16 protein-coding genes and 1 pseudogene are annotated in these 16,635 nt (G+C 69.6%); 7 read left to right on the top strand and 10 right to left on the bottom strand.

The features are described from left to right. The first annotated feature begins 100 nt into the window (after positions 1-100). The 3 genes from ACEQ2X_RS12480 to ACEQ2X_RS12490 all read left to right on the top strand — a co-directional run bounded on the left by ACEQ2X_RS12480 (position 101) and on the right by ACEQ2X_RS12490 (position 3,732). Complete coding sequence (locus tag ACEQ2X_RS12480; protein ID WP_370326141.1) at positions 101-1,114, top strand: SAVED domain-containing protein; 1,014 nt, start codon at positions 101-103, stop codon at positions 1,112-1,114. Beyond that, complete coding sequence (locus tag ACEQ2X_RS12485; protein WP_370326142.1) at positions 1,111-2,379, top strand: cyclic GMP-AMP synthase DncV-like nucleotidyltransferase; 1,269 nt, start codon at positions 1,111-1,113, stop codon at positions 2,377-2,379. Before ACEQ2X_RS12480 ends, ACEQ2X_RS12485 begins: the two co-directional genes overlap by 4 nt. Positions 2,380-2,454: 75 nt before the next feature. Further along, positions 2,455-3,732 carry an ISL3 family transposase gene (locus tag ACEQ2X_RS12490; protein ID WP_370326143.1) on the top strand — a complete coding sequence of 426 codons (1,278 nt, stop codon included), beginning with the start codon at positions 2,455-2,457 and terminating at the stop codon, positions 3,730-3,732. Between the two features lie 196 nt (positions 3,733-3,928). Here ACEQ2X_RS12490 and ACEQ2X_RS12495 read toward each other — a convergent pair whose 3' ends face one another. The 5 genes from ACEQ2X_RS12495 to ACEQ2X_RS12515 form a co-directional block, all read right to left on the bottom strand. Continuing rightward, a complete protein-coding gene (locus ACEQ2X_RS12495) occupies positions 3,929-4,309 on the bottom strand; it encodes a bleomycin resistance protein (protein ID WP_370326144.1) in 381 nt (126 codons plus the stop codon). A gap of 152 nt (positions 4,310-4,461) precedes the next feature. Further along, positions 4,462-4,593, bottom strand: coding sequence for a hypothetical protein (locus ACEQ2X_RS12500; RefSeq protein WP_370326145.1), 132 nt, complete (start codon positions 4,591-4,593; stop codon positions 4,462-4,464). A 63-nt stretch (positions 4,594-4,656) separates the two neighbouring features. Continuing rightward, complete coding sequence (locus ACEQ2X_RS12505; protein WP_370326146.1) at positions 4,657-5,898, bottom strand: MFS transporter; 1,242 nt, start codon at positions 5,896-5,898, stop codon at positions 4,657-4,659. 67 nt (positions 5,899-5,965) lie between these two features. Next, the gene (locus ACEQ2X_RS12510) at positions 5,966-7,282 is read right to left on the bottom strand and encodes an NAD(P)/FAD-dependent oxidoreductase (protein WP_370326156.1); all 1,317 of its coding nucleotides are present in this window, start codon (positions 7,280-7,282) and stop codon (positions 5,966-5,968) included. Between the two features lie 32 nt (positions 7,283-7,314). Then, positions 7,315-7,623, bottom strand: coding sequence for a thioredoxin family protein (locus ACEQ2X_RS12515; RefSeq protein ID WP_370326147.1), 309 nt, complete (start codon positions 7,621-7,623; stop codon positions 7,315-7,317). Between the two features lie 97 nt (positions 7,624-7,720). Here ACEQ2X_RS12515 and ACEQ2X_RS12520 point away from each other — a divergent pair, with 97 nt between their 5' ends. Next, a complete protein-coding gene (locus ACEQ2X_RS12520; protein WP_370326148.1) occupies positions 7,721-8,158 on the top strand; it encodes a heavy metal-responsive transcriptional regulator in 438 nt (145 codons plus the stop codon). Positions 8,159-8,278: 120 nt separating this feature from the next. On the opposite strand, the gene ACEQ2X_RS12525 is transcribed toward ACEQ2X_RS12520, so the two are convergent. After that, on the bottom strand, positions 8,279-9,070 hold the full coding sequence (locus ACEQ2X_RS12525; RefSeq protein ID WP_370326149.1) for a hypothetical protein: 792 nt from the start codon (positions 9,068-9,070) through the stop codon (positions 8,279-8,281). A 508-nt stretch (positions 9,071-9,578) separates the two neighbouring features. Here ACEQ2X_RS12525 and ACEQ2X_RS12530 point away from each other — a divergent pair. Together ACEQ2X_RS12530 and ACEQ2X_RS12535 are read left to right on the top strand one after the other, a co-directional pair. Continuing rightward, the gene (locus ACEQ2X_RS12530; RefSeq protein WP_370326150.1) at positions 9,579-10,040 is read left to right on the top strand and encodes a helix-turn-helix domain-containing protein; all 462 of its coding nucleotides are present in this window, start codon (positions 9,579-9,581) and stop codon (positions 10,038-10,040) included. 43 nt (positions 10,041-10,083) lie between these two features. Next, positions 10,084-10,545 carry a hypothetical protein gene (locus ACEQ2X_RS12535; RefSeq protein ID WP_370326151.1) on the top strand — a complete coding sequence of 154 codons (462 nt, stop codon included), beginning with the start codon at positions 10,084-10,086 and terminating at the stop codon, positions 10,543-10,545. A gap of 117 nt (positions 10,546-10,662) precedes the next feature. On the opposite strand, the gene ACEQ2X_RS12540 is transcribed toward ACEQ2X_RS12535, so the two are convergent. The 4 genes from ACEQ2X_RS12540 to ACEQ2X_RS12555 form a co-directional block, all read right to left on the bottom strand. Continuing rightward, positions 10,663-11,307 carry a hypothetical protein gene (locus ACEQ2X_RS12540; protein ID WP_370326152.1) on the bottom strand — a complete coding sequence of 215 codons (645 nt, stop codon included), beginning with the start codon at positions 11,305-11,307 and terminating at the stop codon, positions 10,663-10,665. A gap of 504 nt (positions 11,308-11,811) precedes the next feature. Next, entirely contained in the window at positions 11,812-12,447 is a 636-nt protein-coding gene (locus tag ACEQ2X_RS12545) for a cation transporter (RefSeq protein ID WP_370326153.1), read from the bottom strand. Then, the gene (locus ACEQ2X_RS12550) at positions 12,444-12,803 is read right to left on the bottom strand and encodes an ArsR/SmtB family transcription factor (protein WP_370326154.1); all 360 of its coding nucleotides are present in this window, start codon (positions 12,801-12,803) and stop codon (positions 12,444-12,446) included. Before ACEQ2X_RS12550 ends, ACEQ2X_RS12545 begins: the two co-directional genes overlap by 4 nt. Further along, positions 12,800-14,914, bottom strand: a complete 2,115-nt coding sequence (locus ACEQ2X_RS12555; protein ID WP_370326155.1) for a cell wall-binding repeat-containing protein — start codon at positions 14,912-14,914, stop codon at positions 12,800-12,802. Before ACEQ2X_RS12555 ends, ACEQ2X_RS12550 begins: the two co-directional genes overlap by 4 nt. A gap of 573 nt (positions 14,915-15,487) precedes the next feature. Between ACEQ2X_RS12555 and ACEQ2X_RS12560 the strand changes: the two are divergent. Further along, positions 15,488-16,635, top strand: a pseudogene (locus tag ACEQ2X_RS12560) (hypothetical protein); the annotation flags it as partial.

A 16,635-nucleotide genomic window follows, 5' to 3' on the forward strand; every position in this document is an offset into this window, starting at 1 on the left:
CATGACCCGGCGGCGGGCATCGATCAGGGGATGGGGAGAACTGGTGGCCGCCCGTGGGGACCTTCTCGTGGCCACCGGTGGGGACATCTGATGTCCGCCAGTGGGGAGGTTCTCATGTCCGCCGACACGGGGACTTGATGACGACCTCAACGAGGAGGAGCGCGACCAGGCCGACAACCTGATGTTGGTCTGTGACGACGAGCACGATGAGCTCGACAAGAAGGGGTCCCGCGACGCCTTCACCATCGACTTCCTCAGGATGCGCAAGCAGAGGCACGAGGACCGTGTGCACCTGCAGACGGAGATGGGCGCCACAGACAGGACGGCCGCGATCCGCATGATCGACGGGCTCCGTGGTCAGTCGACCAAGCTGACCCGGGGGGAGGTAGCAGACGCCGTCATGCACGGCGCCGGCAAGTTCCCGCACTTCCCTGCGTCGACGCGCAACACCATCGAGATCGACCTTCGTGGCCTTCCCGGTGAGAAGGCAGGGGGGCCCGACTACTACCGAGTCGCGACCAAGAAGATCGACGAGGTGATGGACGGCAAGGTCGCCGAAGCCATCGCGACCGAGGAGATCGGCCACCTGAGCGTCTTCGCCATCGCCCGCCTTCCACTCCTTGTCTACCTGGGTGCCAAACTCGACGACACCGTCGCGACCGACGTCTACCAGCGGCACCGCCAGACCGAGACCTGGACCTGGCCCGATAGCGACGCTGAGGTGGGTTTCGAACTCGACATCCCAACCGCGCAGCACGACACCGTCGAGGCCGTCCTGGTCCTGAGCATCAGCGGCACGATTCACCCTGGCGAACTGCCGGCAGCAGTCCAACACCTACCGGCCTTCAACATCACCGTCGACAGCACGCCGTTCAACGACGTGGTCAGTGGGCCTCGCGTGCTGCAGGCCTTCATGCAGACGTGCGGACAACTCATCGGAGCGTTCGAGGAGACCCACAAGCACGTACGCCGACTCCACGTGTTCCCAGCCATGCCCCTGTCCGTCGCGGTCGTGCTCGGACGTGCCTTCAACCCGGACGTCCACCCCACGATGACGATCTACGACCGCGTGAACCACGAGTACGTGGCCGCCATGGAGGTCAACCCCCGATGAAGCTGATCCAGTACTTCAACCAGTTCCTCCGGGACGCGGTCAACCTCAACCAGACACGCCTCAACGACCTGGACACCAGAGTCGACCGCATCACCAACGCCCTCAAGGAAGCAGGGGCGTTGGACGGCCGCGTCCTCGACACCGTCCCACAGGGATCATGGGCACACCGAACCATCATCCGACCGGCTGCCGACCTTGAGTTCGACGCCGACTTCCTGGTCCAGCTCACCGAAGACCTCGACTGGAACGACAACCCCCGGACTTACGCAAACGCTGTCTGGACCGCCTTGTCCACCCACAGCACGTACGGCGAGATGAGCACGAAGAAGGACCGCTGTGTGCGCGTCACCTACGCCAACGACTGTCACATCGACATCGTCACCTACGTCGTGCTGCAGTCCGGACGCGAGGTCATCGTCAACCGATCGATCAACCAGTTCGAAGACACCAACCCGATCGGGTTCACCGACTGGATCCAAGAGAAGGACACCCTGACCGGTGGCAACCTCCGCAAGGTCATCCGGCTCCTGAAGTACGCCCGCGATCACCACGGCGCCTTCAAGGTCAAGTCCATCCTCCTGACGACCATGGTCGGCAACGTCGTGGACAACTGGCGAACCTACGACGCCGACTACTACAAGGACGTCCCCACGACCCTCCTCCACTTGACCGAGGACCTCGACGCGTGGCTCCAACAGCAGTGGACAAAGCCGTCCATCACCGACCCGAGCTGCCCTACCACGACGTTCGACCACCGGTGGACCGAGACCCAGTGGAGCGCGTTCAAGAACGCGTTCCACACCTTCGCTGAACTCGTTCACGACGCGTACCACGCCGAGACACGGGATGACAGCATCACGAAGTGGCAGGACGTGTTCGGCACCGCCTTCCCCAGTGCCCTCACCGCTTCACGTGCGGCCTCGACCGAAACCGCCAGCCTCAGCCACACCCCGAAGCGGCAACGTGCGCCAGGCGAGGTCTTCATCGACGAGAAGTTCCCTGTCGACACGCGCTACCACGTCACGATCCGATGTGAGATCGCAGAGCCGCGCAACCGGGCGGAACGGCGGTTCCTTCGAGCGCGCGCCGGCCGGGTAGCCAAGCAGCGGAAGCTCGTCTTCACATTGGTCGGCACCGACACCCCGGCGCCCTACGACGTGTACTGGAAGGTTCGCAACCAAGGCGGGGAGGCAGCCGCCAAGGGGCAACTACGGGGCGACCTAAATCCGGCGCTTCTAGAGGTTCCGTGGGTGGGCGGAGGCTGATGTAGGGCGGCACGCCGCGCTGTTCCTAGGGTTCTGGGTGTTCGAAGCTCAGATCGCCTGGGAGGCCAACGCGGCGTGCCATCGAAGAGGATATGGAAGCGGCTGCTCGCTGTCGGCAGCGACACTGTGATCGAGGGGGTCACTGAGGAACGCGACGATGACGGAGAGGTGGTCGCGATCGTTGCTCGGGTGCGGCCGCGACGCCGCGACATGGGCCGCTGTCCGCAGTGCCGCCGGCGGTGTCCGTTCCATGACCGGGGCGAGGGGCGACGGCGGTGGCGAACGCTCGATCTCGGGACGGTCAAGGCGTTCGTGGTCGCTGATGCGCCGCGGATCGACTGCGCCAAGCACGGCGTGCGGGTGGCGTGGGTGCCCTGGGCGCGGCACGGGTCATGGTTCACCCACGCCTTCGAAGACCAGGTCGTCTGGCTGAGCGTGGCCGCCACGAGGACGGCGGTAACCCAGCTGATGCGGATCGCGTGGGAGACCGTCGGGGCGATCTGTACCCGGGTGATGGCCGACCGGCTCGCCGATCACGACCCGCTGGATGGGCTGGTCCGCATCGGCATCGACGAGGTGCACTACCGCAAGGGGCAGCGCTACCTCACCGTGGTGGTCGACCACGACTCAGGGCGGCTGGTATGGGCTGCGGCGGGTCGCAACGAGGCGACCGTGGAGGCGTTCTTCGACGCGCTCGGACCTGAACGTGCAGGTCGCATCGAGGTGGTCACCGCTGACGCCGCCTCCTGGATCGCCAACGTGGTCGCTCGACGTGCCCCGCAGGCCACCAGGGTGATGGACGTCTTTCACGTGGTGAGTTGGGCCACCGACGCCCTGGATGAGGTCCGCCGCGAGGTCTGGAACGACGCCCGCCGGGCCGGCATGCGTGACCTTGCCCGGGGCCTGAAGGGGGCTCGCTACGCGTTGTGGAAGAACCCCGAGGACCTGACCGAGCGGCAGGCCGCGAAGCTGGCCGACGTGGCGCGGATCAACTCCCGGCTGTACCGGGCCTACCTGTTGAAGGAGGAACTGCGGATGGCGTTGAAAGCCCGCGGACCGGCTGGCAAGCGGATGCTGGACAAGTGGCTGGCGTGGGCGCAGCGCTGCCGCATCGAGGCGTTCGTCAAGCTCGGCAGGACCATCAAGCGGCACCGCCGCGAGATCGAGGCAGCCCGGAAGCTGAAGCTCTCCAATGCGCTGGTGGAGAGCACGAACACGAAGATTCGTGTCTTACACCGTCGGGCGTTCGGGTTCCGCACTCCCGAGGCGATGATCGCGATGGCCATGCTCGCCCTCGGCGGACTCTGCCCACCGCTGCCCGGACGTCAGCCGGCTACCCACAGATCCTCTTGATGACCCCTAAATCCACGCGGGTCGGCGGCAGCGTCACAATCGCGTCTGTGGCGCGACGCTCGGAGAGACAGATCCCGCGTTCTCAGCCTCTTGATCGGCCCTGGTTGAGCGAACGTGGCCGGGGCAGGCCGACGTGACGGCGTCCTACGTGCCACGCCACGCCTCGTCCAGCAAGAGTCGGCAGCGGGGCCTTCCGTCACCGCAGAGCGCGCGGAGGTACCGGCGGCGAACCGAACCGGATCAGGTTGCCATCGGGGTCGACGTGCGCTCCCTCGTCCAATCCGTAGTCGGTCTCGGATGGGGCATGCAACTGACCCGCGACCCCGGCGGCTGTCCATTCCGCGTGGAGAGCCGCAGCGTCATCGACCCACAGGTAGGCGCAAGATGTGGTGGTCGTGTGGTCGATGCTGTCAACCGTCGCCAGGTGGATCTCAATGCCGTCTCGGCAGGCGTAGCCGTACTGGTCGCCGTTGTCGTAGGCCTCCACGGCGAATCCAAGGCGTTGGTAGTGGTCGAGTGCCCGGTTCAGGTCGGTGGTGACGAAGACGGGAGCAGAACGACGCAGGGTGGTTGGCACGCCATGCACCGTATCCAGGAACCCCTTCGCAGGTAGGTCCGGGTCTCCGGCCGATCTGTGCCTGCAGCCCATGAACCCCCCCGCCGCACGAGGCGGCGCATGCACCAGATGACGTTGGTGTTCTCGCTGGCCGGCTCGTGGACGTCGGGCATTCAGAGCATGGAGCCGAAGTCGGATCCGACTGTGGAGTAGGCGGGCATGGACTTGAGCTGTCGGGTGGTGAGCCCGGTCTTGATGGCGGGGGCGAAGATGTTGATGACCTCGGTGTACTCGGGGTCGAGCATGTGGCCGCTGATGACCGGTGTCGATGGCGGTGTCGACCAGCGTCAGTACGGGATCATGTTGGTTCAGCTGCGCGCATCAGCGACGTGTCCGGTCCGGGAGAAGCCCGCAGCCCCTGCCGCGAGCAGCAACGCGCCGCCGAGGTAGTAGACGGCCGTAATGCCGACGGCATCTGTGAGGACGCCGCCGACGGCGAGGGACATCAGGCGCCCCAGCTGCCATATGGCGTCGAAGCTCGCGAACACCCGCCCCCGGGTGGCCGGAGTCGTCTCGGCCTGCAGCAGCGAGTTGAACGTCACCATGCCGGTGGAGGTGCCCAGGCCGTAGACCCCCAGCGCACCGACCGCCGCGGGGAAGGCTTGCACGGACGCCAAGATGAGATCCACGCCACCGCGCAGCACGAACGGGCCGAACACGAACGCCGGACGACGCGGATCGTCGGTGATTCGGGTGAGCAGCAACGGGCCGAGGGCAGCGCCCACTCCGATGCCGGCCAGCAACGTCCCGAACCCTTTCGGGCCGACGCCGAGGTGGTCGGTCGCCAGCACGATCAGCAAGGCGGAGGTCGCCCCGGCGGACAGCGCCGCCAGCAGCTGGATCGTCGCGAGCAGCCGCAGCAGCGGCGTGCCGGTGATGATCCCGACCCCCTCGACGGCACGTCGCCACCAGCCGCGCTTGTCCGCCGCGGCCTCCGCTGCCACGGGGACGGCCACGACTAGGCCGATGAGCACGACGGCCGAGACGGCGTAGGTCGCGGCGTTGAGCAGGAACGCGGGGGTCACGCCGAGGACGGCCACCATCCCACCGGCCAAGGGCGCCAGGACGATCTGAGAGACCACCGCAGCGGTCCACAGCCCGGAGTTGCCGGCGATGAGCTCGTCCTCCTCCAAGATGGCCGGCACGACGCTCTGTGACGCCGGGTTGAAGAACACCGCGCCGGCGGACAGGCCGAACGCGATCATGTAGACAGTCACGACCGATCCGGCGACGAACGGCAGCAGCAGGGCCAGAGCCATCCGCCACACATCCGCAGCGATCATCACCTTCACGGCAGGGAGCCGGTCGATGACGGCGCCGGCCAGTGGCGCCAGCAGCAGCACGGGGATGATCTCGGCCACCACGACGCCGGTGACGCCCAGTCCGGACCCCGTCAGCTGGAACACCAGGACGGCCAGCGCGACGGTGTTGAACACGTCGCCCCACCGCGACACCGTCTGCGCCGTCCACAACCGTCGGTAGGCCGGCCGGACCAGCACGGCACGCAGGCCCCTGCGAGCGCCAGCAGTCCCGCCGTCGTCCTCGGTCATCCCGCTGAGCCTTGCCCGTCGAGGGCATGCAGAGGCCGGTGTCGCGATCGGCTGCTCGACGGCTGCGTCACAGCATGGAGCCGAGGTCGGAGCCGACGGTGGGGTAGGCGGGGGTCATGGACTTGAGCTGTCGGGTGGTGAGGCCCAGCTTGATGGCGAGGGCGAAGATGTTGATGACCTCGGCGTACTCGGGGCCCAGCATGTGGGCGCCGATGATGGTGTCGCTGGCGGTGTTGATCAGGATCTTGGTGGCGGCGGCGGTCTCGCCGATGCGGTAGTTGGCGTACCAGCCGCTGGTGTCGCGGTAGCGGACGTCCAGATCGTCGCCGTAGGTGTCGCGGGCGTCGGCTTCCAGCGGACCCACACGCACCAACTCGGGGATGGTGAAGACACTGGTGGGCACGCCGTCGTAATCGGGGACGGTCGTCTGGCCCTTCAGCATGTTGGAGGCGGCGACCTTGCCCTCGAACACCGCCACTGGGGTCAGCGGCATCCCAGGGGTGTCGGCGGCATCGCCGGCGGCGTAGACGGCCGGGTTGGTGGTGCTCTGCAGATGCCCGCCGACGTGCACTCCCTGTGGCCCGTATGCGACACCGGCTGCGTCGAGGTCGAGGTCGTCCAGCAACGGGACCCGTCCGGCGCCGTGCACGACAAGGTCCACCTCGATGGTGTGCTCCTGCCCAGCGGTGTCCAGCGTCACCCGGTAGGCATCGCCGGTCGTCTCGACGGCAACCAGGGAGGTGTGGGTCTGAATCTCGATGCCGGCCTGGTGGCTGCGGCGGGTGAGGAGGTCGACCAGGTCGGGGTCGAAGCCCTTGAGCGGTCGTGCGCCGCGGTCGATGATCATGGGGCGGCTGCCGGCCCGTGCGGCGATGTGGGCGAACTCGAAGGACACGAACCCGCCACCGACGAACAGGATCCTGCCGGGCAGCCGGGGCAGGTCGAGGAACGCGGTGGAGTCGATCAGGTGCTCAGCACCGACGATGTCCAGCGGGCGGGGGCGGGCACCGGTGGCGATCAGCACATGCCGGGTGTCATAGCTGGCGCCGTTGATGGCCAGGGTGGTGGGGCCGGTGAAGGTGGCGCGGCCACGGAGAGTCTCCACGCCGTTGGAGGCAAGGCCGTCCTCCATCTGCTGGGGGACGGGCTCGGTGAAGCCGTGCTTGTGGCCCATCAGGTCGGCCCAGTTGATCGCCAGACCCTGCGGATCGATGCCCTTGCCGGCCAGCAGGCGAGCGCTGTCGATGATCTCGGCACCTCGGCGGAGGATCTTCTTCGGGTCGCATCCGCGCAGCGCGCAGGTGCCGCCGTAGGGCAGCTCATCGACGATCGCGACTCGCCAGCCGGCCGCAGCGCACTTGTTGGCCGCGTTCACGCCGGCCATGCCGGCGCCGATCACGACCAGGCCGTAGGCCGTCACGACCGCTCTCCAGCGGCGGTGAGCACGGCCCGCAGCTGGGCGAGCGTCGGCGAACCGGCGGGGCCGTCAGGTGTGACATACACGCGGCAGCTCAACCCGGCGGGGTCACCACCCTCGGCGAACGGGTCGTGCCCGTCGACCATCAACGTCGGTGAACCGAGGAACCCGACGGCCTCGGCTTCCTCCGCCGTCGTCACAGTCTGTCGACTCACCTCCAGATCCAGCTCACCGGCGAGGGTGTCCAGCCGGTCGGCCATCGTCTGCCAGTTCGGGCAGCCATCGAAGTACAGCAGGGTCAAATCCATGTGCGTCGCTCCGGTTTCGGGTCATCGACGACCGACCGTAGGCCTTGCCCTACGGTGGAAGGTCAAGGGGTCAGGTTCGAACGGAAGGCGTCAGGCGATGTTGATCGGCATGGTGGCGCAGACAACCGGTGTGACCACCAAGGCGCTGCGGTTCTGGGAGGCCAACGGCCTGCTGCATCCGCCTGCGCGCACCGCTGGCGGCTACCGCGACTATCCCCACGACGTGGTCGACCGCATCACGTTCATCCTCGCCGCACAGGCTGCAGGTCTGCCGTTGCGCCAGATCCGCGAGATCCTGGCGATCCGCGACGACGGACAGCCGCCGTGCGGCCACACCGCCGAGCTGGTCGATCAGCGCCTGGCCGACATTGAGCAGCGGATGTCAGAGCTGGAGCGGATGCGGACCGTGCTCCAGCAGGTCCGCAAGCGCCTCGATGCCTTGGACTCCACCGACTGCGGCGGCGCCGCGATCTGTTCGGCCATACTCCCTGACCCCTCCACGACGGCGCGCCTCGGCTCCGCTTACGGGCGATGATTGCACCGGCTCCGGTTCGGAGACTGGCTGCAGCAGCAGGCGGTTGGCGTCACAAACGGACGAAGTGTCACGATGAGACTGGCAGTGACACGTCCATGGATGGCACAGCAGGAGGGAAGGTCAGTTCGCCACCACGGGCAAGCTGGCGATCCCGTCGAGGCGGGCCTGCGCGATGCGGTGCTGACCGTTGCTGACGATCGGCGAGGACTCCGACCAGGTGATGGGGTCAAAGAGCAGGCCGCGAACCGTACGCTGGACCTGCGGAGGGACCTCGTTGCGGATGTACCGCTCCACTGCGTGCGCGTTGAACGGTGCCACGGTCAGTCCTTCGCGGACGAACTCCAGGGCGTCGGCAAGAGGCGGATGTGAACCCAGGTCGGCGGCCGTAAGGCGCTGCTGCCACCACCGACCTGCCCGACGTCGGGTCCTGTCTGGGTCTGCGACCCCGAGCAGCCGCTCGATCGACTCGATGTGTTGACTTCGGCGCAGTGCCCGGTCGAAGGTGTGGCGGGCGACACGTGGACTGTGCGCATAGGGGAGGTCTGGGACCGCGACCCACCGGTAGACGTCCGGGTCGGCGTGGAAGTGCGCCATGTGACCGGAGGCTACGGACGCTGACGCCTTGACGAAGATTGCCTCAACAGATCGGCCGTTGCGCACCAGGACGTCGGTGACCCATCCTCGCCACGGCTCCTCGGCGTTGCTCAGCACCGCGTCAAACAGTGCCGCTTGGGCAGCGGGAACACCCGGCCAGGTCACCGGATCCGCGTCGAGCAGCAAGCTGACAGTGCGCTGGAGTGCGGTGCCTGCGACCTCGCCGTGTCCAACCGGCCCCTGTCGGGCTTCCAGCAACGCAGCGTCGAGCAGCTCCAAGACGGAGACGAGGTCGGGGTCAGCATCACGGTGGCTCATGTCAGGCAGACGGTCCCACACCCCGCCGGGCACGCCTGCAGCCGCATTGCTGTGTGAGGGCACGGTCGAGTCGACAGCGACATGGCCCTGGTTCACCACCCACCCGGAACCTCAACGGCGATGCGTCGCGTGCGCGAGGCCACCGCGGGAAGCGATCTTGCGTGCCGGCTGCGACGCGTTCGCGGAGGACAGTGCGACGTAGACCGCCGCATCGGAGGTACCTGTGGCGTCGCGACCCTCCCGGCGGGCGGAGATATGCGGGCTGCTCCAGCGGAAACTCCGGGTCGACTCAGACGTCATCCTGCGAAGGCCGCGCGTCGTGCAGCAGGCCTCCAGGCGGTTGTCGCGGGCGTCCAGTTCCGCCACATCACTCCAGACACCCCCGAGCACACATGACCGCCCCGGGCGGCATCCTCAGCCTCTGGCAACCTGATTCCGCGACCTGCTTGCCATCGAACGGCTCAGCGCTACACTCGATTACACCTGCTACATCTGAAGGGGTTGTCTGATGGTCCGTTCATGGGAGCACGCCCAACTCGTCGCCGTAGACGGGACAACACGTAGCGTTCGCTCCCCGGAGGCGGTCCGGCTCGTCGCCGCGGTACTCGACGCCCACGAGCGCGGAGAGCAGCCCGCGGTCTTCACCCGTCAACACGTCCTGACGACAACAGAGGCCGCCGACCTCCTCGCGATCTCTCGGCCGACCCTGTACAAGCTGTGCGCTAGCGGCCAGCTGCCGTTCCACATGGCGGGCCGCGACCGTCGGTTCTTGGCGGGGCACGTCCATGCATTGCTACAGGTCCGCTCAGCTCACCTGTCCAAGTCGTCGGCCTACCGCCGGTGCCTCGTAGCGCTGTCTGACGTGTCGCTCGACGAGGACGTCTTGAACGACCCACAGTACGTACCGAGCAGCCGGGCTCGTGAAGCAGCGACGGAGATCACCGATCGTCTGCTCGCTGGCCTGACCTGATCGGGGGGACAGCTTGGCTGTTCGCTGTGTGCTGCACAGCAGCGTGATCGTGGGGTTCGCGAGGGAGCAGGCTCGGCTGCGGGTCAGCACGTCCACATGGAAGCCGGAGCTTGACCGCGTCCCCCCCGCAACTCCTCAGGAGCCATGTCATGACGCGCTCGCAGTCGCGAAGCTCTGTGTGGGCGGGGCGTTGACCGTCCAGATGGACGTTGTGCTGTACGGAGCCTCGGTCAAGACCGCAGTCAGTCGCATCATCGACGCCGTCCAGGTGGCTGGGGGGCCGGAGCTTGCCGAAGCGGTGGCAGGATGCGTCGTTGGTGAGCTCGCAGGGACCGGGGTGATCCAAGGTGGCAGCAACGACGAGATGGTCGACATCCACACTGAGCTGGAGTTACCGGAGTCCTTCGTAGTAGCGACCTGGCAGCCTCCGGGGGTAGCTGATGATCAATGGCTCACGCCCCACGGATTCGTAGGGGTTGCCGTGCAGCAGCTCGCCCGAAACTAGGGCAGTCGGTCGATCTCAGAAGCCGCACAGCAACCGCCAACTAGCGTCGCGTCCAACTCGACGAAGGCGACGGCCTGGTCGCCGGCTCTAGCCAGGGTTGGGGACCGCCGGTGTCGGTCAACGGCAGGTGATCGTTCGATGGCCCGTGCCGACTTCGGACCACCATCGGGCCTGCGCTGGACCCCGGACGCCGAACACGCCGGGCTTGATCTCGGTGTGGTCAGCCATCTCGCAGACGGCGAGCGCGGCGGCGCATGCGCGGGTTTCCGGCGATGAAAGCGCCGAGCTGAGCTGCAGAGCGTCGGACGGAGGCCAGCCGGCCAGCACCGTAATCCGCTGGTTGGGGTCACTCACGGTCTCGACCTCAACGGTCGCAGAACGGCTGGCGAACACAGACGCGATGGCAATGGTTCCGACCCCCGGTTCGTACGTCGCGAAAACAGCCGTGATGACGCGATCGTCATCGGGGAGGGTCGGTAGACCGACCGGCAGGTCTGTGAAGTAGGACACGAACTGAGTTGCCGCCTGTGCTGGAGTTGCCGCCCCGGCCGACAGCTCCAGGAGGTCCAGCACGAAGACCTGGCCACCGTTCCGGTTTGTGAAGTGCGCCAGACCCGCTGCACCAGCCATGAGGGAGGGTCCCATGACCAGCTTCTGGTTCGTCGAGGTCATCTCCCAACGACCCTCATCCACAGTCAGGTAGACGCTGTCGGCCGCGGCAGCAATGCCGTTGGCTGCTACGGCAAAGGCGAGAACGCTCACGGGCGAACCGTAGCGGAACTCGCGACAGACCGAGAGGTGCGTGGGAGTCATCAAGTTCAGCGTCGGCCCAGTGCCGGAGGTCCTCGCAGGGGCTGTGAGCGCGTGGTGGAGAATCTCGCTCAGAGCCGGCCCCGTACTTCGACGCTCGCGACCACTCGATCGCCGGCGCCCCCGGGTTCCTCAGTCCCCACAAGGGTCCCCCGGGGGGGACCCGGTTCACAACTGCTCAATGTGTCAGGGTGGCACTGTCCTGCCACTTCCATGACACTTCACACGTGAGGTGAGGCGTCACCCCTGACCCCTCGTGAAGCGCAACGAAGGCAACGACGGTCCGTCCCCATCTACGGGGCGGGCCGTCGCCCTTTCGGTACACGACGCAGGAGGCACTGAAGTCAGCGACGAGCGCAACACCACGTCGGGCAGACCGAGCGAGGATGCTCCTCGGCGGCGGCACCACGGGTGGCGTGTTGTGGAGGCCACCCAGCGCCAGGCCGCTGGGCGGGGTCAGTCGTGGTCGTCGTCGCACACGATCTCGCCTTCCCACGCCTCCCGCCCCTCGCTGACCGCGAAGCCCGCGATGACGAACCCCGCGACCGGGTCGACCCAGGTCCAGCCGAACAGTTGGAACGCCACCAGCCCCGCGAACGTGGACACCGACAGCCAGGCGCAGAGCCGGGTCTCCGCGGCGTCGGCGATCACCAGGCGGGACCCGATGGCCCGCCCGGCGCGGGCCTTCGCCCACGCGAGCCACGGCATCACGACGATCGACGCGCCGGTCAGGGCGACGCCGACCGCGCTGGTGTCCGGCGCCTCGTCGCCGAGCAGCCGCACCACACCCTCGACGGTCACGTAGGTCGCCAGCGCGAAGAACGTCAGCGCGATGAACCTGAGGGCGCGTCGCTCCTTGGCCTCGTCGACGTCCCCGCCGCGGAGCTCGGCCAGGAGGCGGTGCAGGACGACCGCCGCGGCCGCCACCTCGATGCCGGAGTCGATCCCGAAGCCGACGAGGGACACCAGGCTGGCCGCGACCCCGGCTGCCACGGCGACGATCCCCTCGACGACGTTGTAGCCGATCGTGAGCTGCTCGAGCCGGACCGCCCGCCGTGCCGGCCCGTCGAGCCGGGTCTGCACCTCGGTCACGTCCCCATCCCCTCCCCGTAGGTGAGGCAGAGCGCCACCGCGGCACCCGTCGCGGCCAGCAGGTCCTCCGCGGCGGCGAGCACCGCGCGCACCTCCGCACCGACCGCCAACGAGTACACCGTCGCCCGGCCCTCGGGCCTGGACGCGATCAGGCCGCAGTCGCGCAGGCAGGCGCAGTGCGCCGAGACCGTCGACTGGGCGAGGCCGAGCTGGCGCGTCAGGTCGACCACCCGGTGCTCGCCATCCGCCAGGAGCTGCAGCACCCGGATCCGGGTGGGATCGCCCAGGCTCCGAAACAGGCTGGCCGCCGCACCGACTGCCACGTCGGCATCGCCAGATATCGCCGTCATCGTCATGTGACGATCATAGGCGGTGCGCTCAACGGGTGGCGGTGACCGCCTGCCCGACCACCGCCGACGTGACGTCCCGCGATCCGCCCACGACCGTCAGCGGCAGCTCCGCGCCGTCCGCCAACTCGCCCAAGCGCCACGAGGGAGTCCGGTGTCGCCGTCGCTGCCGCGACCCCGATCTGCGGGGTGCCCCTCGCCGCGGCGAGCGGTCCGGCGGCCGAGGCGGCGCGCCACGAGCCGGCGGCATCGACGGCGACCAACTGGGCGCCCTCGATGTCGTCCGGGGCCCACAGCTCCCGCGCGATCGCCGCCGCGGTGCCGTAGCGCGTGTCGCCGGCCACCCGCTCGGGTCCGGGCACCTGCGCGAGCACGGCGTCGCTGATGGCGGCCTCCCCGCCGAGCACGACCGTCCGGGTGATCCCGAGGTCCTCCAGGACCGTCGCGGTCGCCGGCGACAGCGCGTCGGGCGCGGTCAGCAGCAGCGGGATCCCGGCAGCCGCGGCGTGCGCCCCCGCCGTCACGGCATCGGGGAAGGCCTCGGCCGTCGCGAGGTAGGCGGTGCCTGGGACGGTCGGCTCGCGCGTCGCCGTCACCTCCCGGGCGACCGCGGCCGCGGTGGCGGTCCGCTCGTCCCCGGCGAGGCGCACGACGTCGAAGCCGGTGTCGACGAGATCCGCCTCCGCTTCGTGCGCGATCGCGGCGGACCCACCCAGCAGGTACACCCGGCCGCCCGCGGGCAGGACGCGGACGGCCTCGAACAGGGTCCGGCGGTCGAGCGACGCGCCGCCCGACTGGAACAGCACGCACCCGTCGGGACCCGCCAGCGCCGACCCGGCCAGCGCATCGGCGAACACGTCATCGCGGGCGATGACGACGCGCGCCGCGGATGCGGGGGTGGGCGCGACCCGACGGCACACGTCGACGGCCAGGTCCACTGCGTCGGTGGGGTCGTGCAGGCGCAGCACGCCCGGCGGCTCGACGGGCCCACCGTCGTCCAGCCGGGCGACGAACCAGCTCGGGTCGTCGCCGAGGTCAACGCGCCCCGACACGTACACCGCCCCGTCGAGACCGACGTGATCGATCCGGACGCCGCTGACCGGTCCGCCGAGCACCGACGAGAAGTCGACCGTCCACAACGATGCGCCGTCGGGCGCCACCACGGTCAGGGTCGCCGGCTCGTCCGCGACCGTCAGCAGCCGCCCGGCGTCGTCGACGACGTGCTGGCGGACCCGGTCCCGGGGGACCCCGGGGTCGGCCATCGCGCGGACCTGCCCGTCGATCGTCCGGAGGTCGACCAGCGCGACCAGGTCCGATCCGGGCGGACGGATCCCGGCCACGTCCTCGCCGACCGCCACGAGGGTCCCCGCGTGCGCCCACTGGCCGATCCACTGCGGCGTCCCGCCGAGCACGTGGAGGGCGTGGAGCTGGATCACGTCACCGTCGTGGACGAGCGCCTGGGCGAGCGACTGGTCACCGGGGCGCGGGCCGTCGTCGAGGGCCACCACCCGTCCGAGACCGATGTCCAGCTCGGCCACCAGCCCGCCGGTCCGCAGGTCGTGCGCCTGGAGGACCCGGCCGGGGCATGTCGAGCCGGCGCCCACCAGGTACGCGCCGGAGATCGCGGGTGCCTCAGCGCTGTACACCGCCCCGGAGGGGGGGCAGGACACGATCGTGGCGGCGTGGAGCTGCGTCGCGGCCCCGTCAGCGACCTGGTACGCGATGGCCTGCCGTCGTGGGACCAGGCTGTCGGAGGACGTGAACGACGTGGTGACCAGCACCACGTCGCCCTGACCGCCACGGATGCCGCAGCTACCCGATGCCCGGCCGACCGTGCCCGCGGCTGCCCCACCGATCACCAACCCGGTCGGCTGGCCCGTCCGCTCGTCGACCGCCTCGAACAGGATCCCCTCCCCGTCGGCGCCCCGCCTGCCGATCACGTCGACCCCGGCCGGGCCGTCGCCGACGCAGGCCAGGGGCCCGTCGAGGAGGACCGAGCCGTCGGCCGGGTGGAGGATCCCCGCGGTGGTCGCCACCCCTGAGCCGAGCACCGCCAGGGTCGCGACCGGTTCCGGCCGGGTCTGGATCCAGCGCAACTGCGTCGAACCCGGTGACTGCACGCCCTGCCCCGCACGGCCCGTCGGGACGGCGGGGCCACCGCGATCGCGGCGACCACCGCGACGACGAGGCGGAGGAGGCGTGCGACTCGTCCGGAGTCCCCCATCGCCCGAGTCCACCGGCCGGGCCTGACGCCGTCAAGGTCACCCGCCATGGCGGAGATGCCCGCTGGCCCGCGCCGACATCGTGTGGCAGCCGCCGCACCTCGTGAACCGATCCCTCCCCCGCCCACGTCAGCATGATGAGACCACAGACCCGGAAGGACCCATGCCCCGCGACGAGGACCTGCTGCGCGCGATCGCCGACGGCGACCGCGCGGCCCTGTCGGCGCTGTACGACCGCCACGCGCGGTGGCTGGTCCTGCGCCTGTCGCAGCGCTGCGACGACCGCGGCCTTGTCGACGAGACCGTGCAGGACACGGTCATCAAGGTCTCCTCGGTGCGACCGGGCTGCTGGCCGCCGCCGCGGCCCTGTCCAGCCGGGTCACCACCCACCGCGTCGTCGCAGCGGTCAGCGCGCTGGCAGTTGCGGGCGCCGCCGGGGCCGCCCAGGTCCGCGCGCCCGACAGCGCCGCGGTGGCGGCCCTGCTGGACCGCGTGGGCGCGCCATCGGCCGCCGGGCAGTGCGTGGACGACCCGATCGGCGCGACGGTGTGCGCGCTGGGGTCCTACGAGGGGTGGCGGCAGGGCTGGGTGGACCTCACCACGGTGGTCCGCGGTCCGCTGGTCGAGCGGGGCGTGGATGTGGGACCGCTCACGGTCGCCCAGCGGGTCGCGCCGACCGACGCCGCCCACGAGCTCTCGCGCTGGTTCGACGACGAGGTCGCCGACCCTCGCGGGCTGATCGAGGCCGCCTGGGACGTCGAGTACGCATCCGGCGACGGCCTGGTGCTGGTCACGACGCGGTGGCCACGGGGCACCGCGGACGCGGACCGCGGCCGTCTCGGCCTGGCCCTCGCCGTGGCGCAGCGGGCCACCGGGCTGCCGTCCGCCGTGCTGGCCGCGCAGGCCGGGCCGGACGGGGTGTGGGAAGGCCAGGCCGCCTGCTCGGCCGCGGGGCAGGCGCGGGAGACCGTCGCCCTGTGGCTGGCCGCCCAGGCGGATCCCGGCGCTGCCGGGGCGCTGCGGGACGCGGTGCAGGCCGCGCGGACTCCCGGCGCCGAGCCTCGGGGTCCGGGCGTCGGCCTCGACCTGTACACCGACGCCGTGACCGGGTCGACGTCGGACTGGTCGCTGCCGGGCGCCGAGGTGGCCCTGCAGCTCCTCGACCGGCCGGCGGACGAGGGGGTGCTGATCCCGAGCTCGTGGCCAGCTGGCTCCGCGACACGCCCCTGCCGGATCCGGTGCGCGACGACGCCGGGCGTGTGGTGCTCGAGGACGGGGTCGCCACACCGGCGCCCTGCCCCTGACGCCGCGTCGGTCGGCGTCCACCTCCCGACACACATGCGCGTGGGGTCAGCGGCGGGCGTACTCCTCGACCTGGGTCTCGTGGTCCCACGCACCGCGGCCGGCGAGGTCGCGGGCCTGCGCGGCGCGGGAGCGACGCGGACCACGGGACGGCTCGGCGGCGTCGCCGACGATGCCCTGCAGGTCGCTGGCCACCCCGGTCAGCTGGTGGGCGGACTGCTGGGTCGAGGACGCCCCCTCAGCGGTCTGGGCGGCCGCCTCGGCCACGGTGGTCACGTTGGACGCGATCTCCGCAGTGCCCTGGGCGGCCTCGGCGA

Source organism: Euzebya sp. (assembly GCF_964222135.1).
In the GTDB taxonomy this organism is placed as follows: Bacteria; Actinomycetota; Nitriliruptoria; order Euzebyales; family Euzebyaceae; genus Euzebya.

Coding starts and splice junctions, on each gene's coding strand:
- ACEQ2X_RS12500 (WP_370326145.1), bottom strand. CDS start 4,593: ATGCTCGACCCCGAGTACACCGAGGTCATCAACATCTTCGCCCCCGCC.
- ACEQ2X_RS12520 (WP_370326148.1), top strand. CDS start 7,721: ATGTTGATCGGCATGGTGGCGCAGACAACCGGTGTGACCACCAAGGCG.
- ACEQ2X_RS12550 (WP_370326154.1), bottom strand. CDS start 12,803: ATGACGATGACGGCGATATCTGGCGATGCCGACGTGGCAGTCGGTGCG.
- ACEQ2X_RS12510 (WP_370326156.1), bottom strand. CDS start 7,282: ATGGCCGGCGTGAACGCGGCCAACAAGTGCGCTGCGGCCGGCTGGCGA.
- ACEQ2X_RS12515 (WP_370326147.1), bottom strand. CDS start 7,623: ATGGATTTGACCCTGCTGTACTTCGATGGCTGCCCGAACTGGCAGACG.
- ACEQ2X_RS12485 (WP_370326142.1), top strand. CDS start 1,111: ATGAAGCTGATCCAGTACTTCAACCAGTTCCTCCGGGACGCGGTCAAC.
- ACEQ2X_RS12525 (WP_370326149.1), bottom strand. CDS start 9,070: ATGAGCCACCGTGATGCTGACCCCGACCTCGTCTCCGTCTTGGAGCTG.
- ACEQ2X_RS12505 (WP_370326146.1), bottom strand. CDS start 5,898: ATGACCGAGGACGACGGCGGGACTGCTGGCGCTCGCAGGGGCCTGCGT.
- ACEQ2X_RS12530 (WP_370326150.1), top strand. CDS start 9,579: ATGGTCCGTTCATGGGAGCACGCCCAACTCGTCGCCGTAGACGGGACA.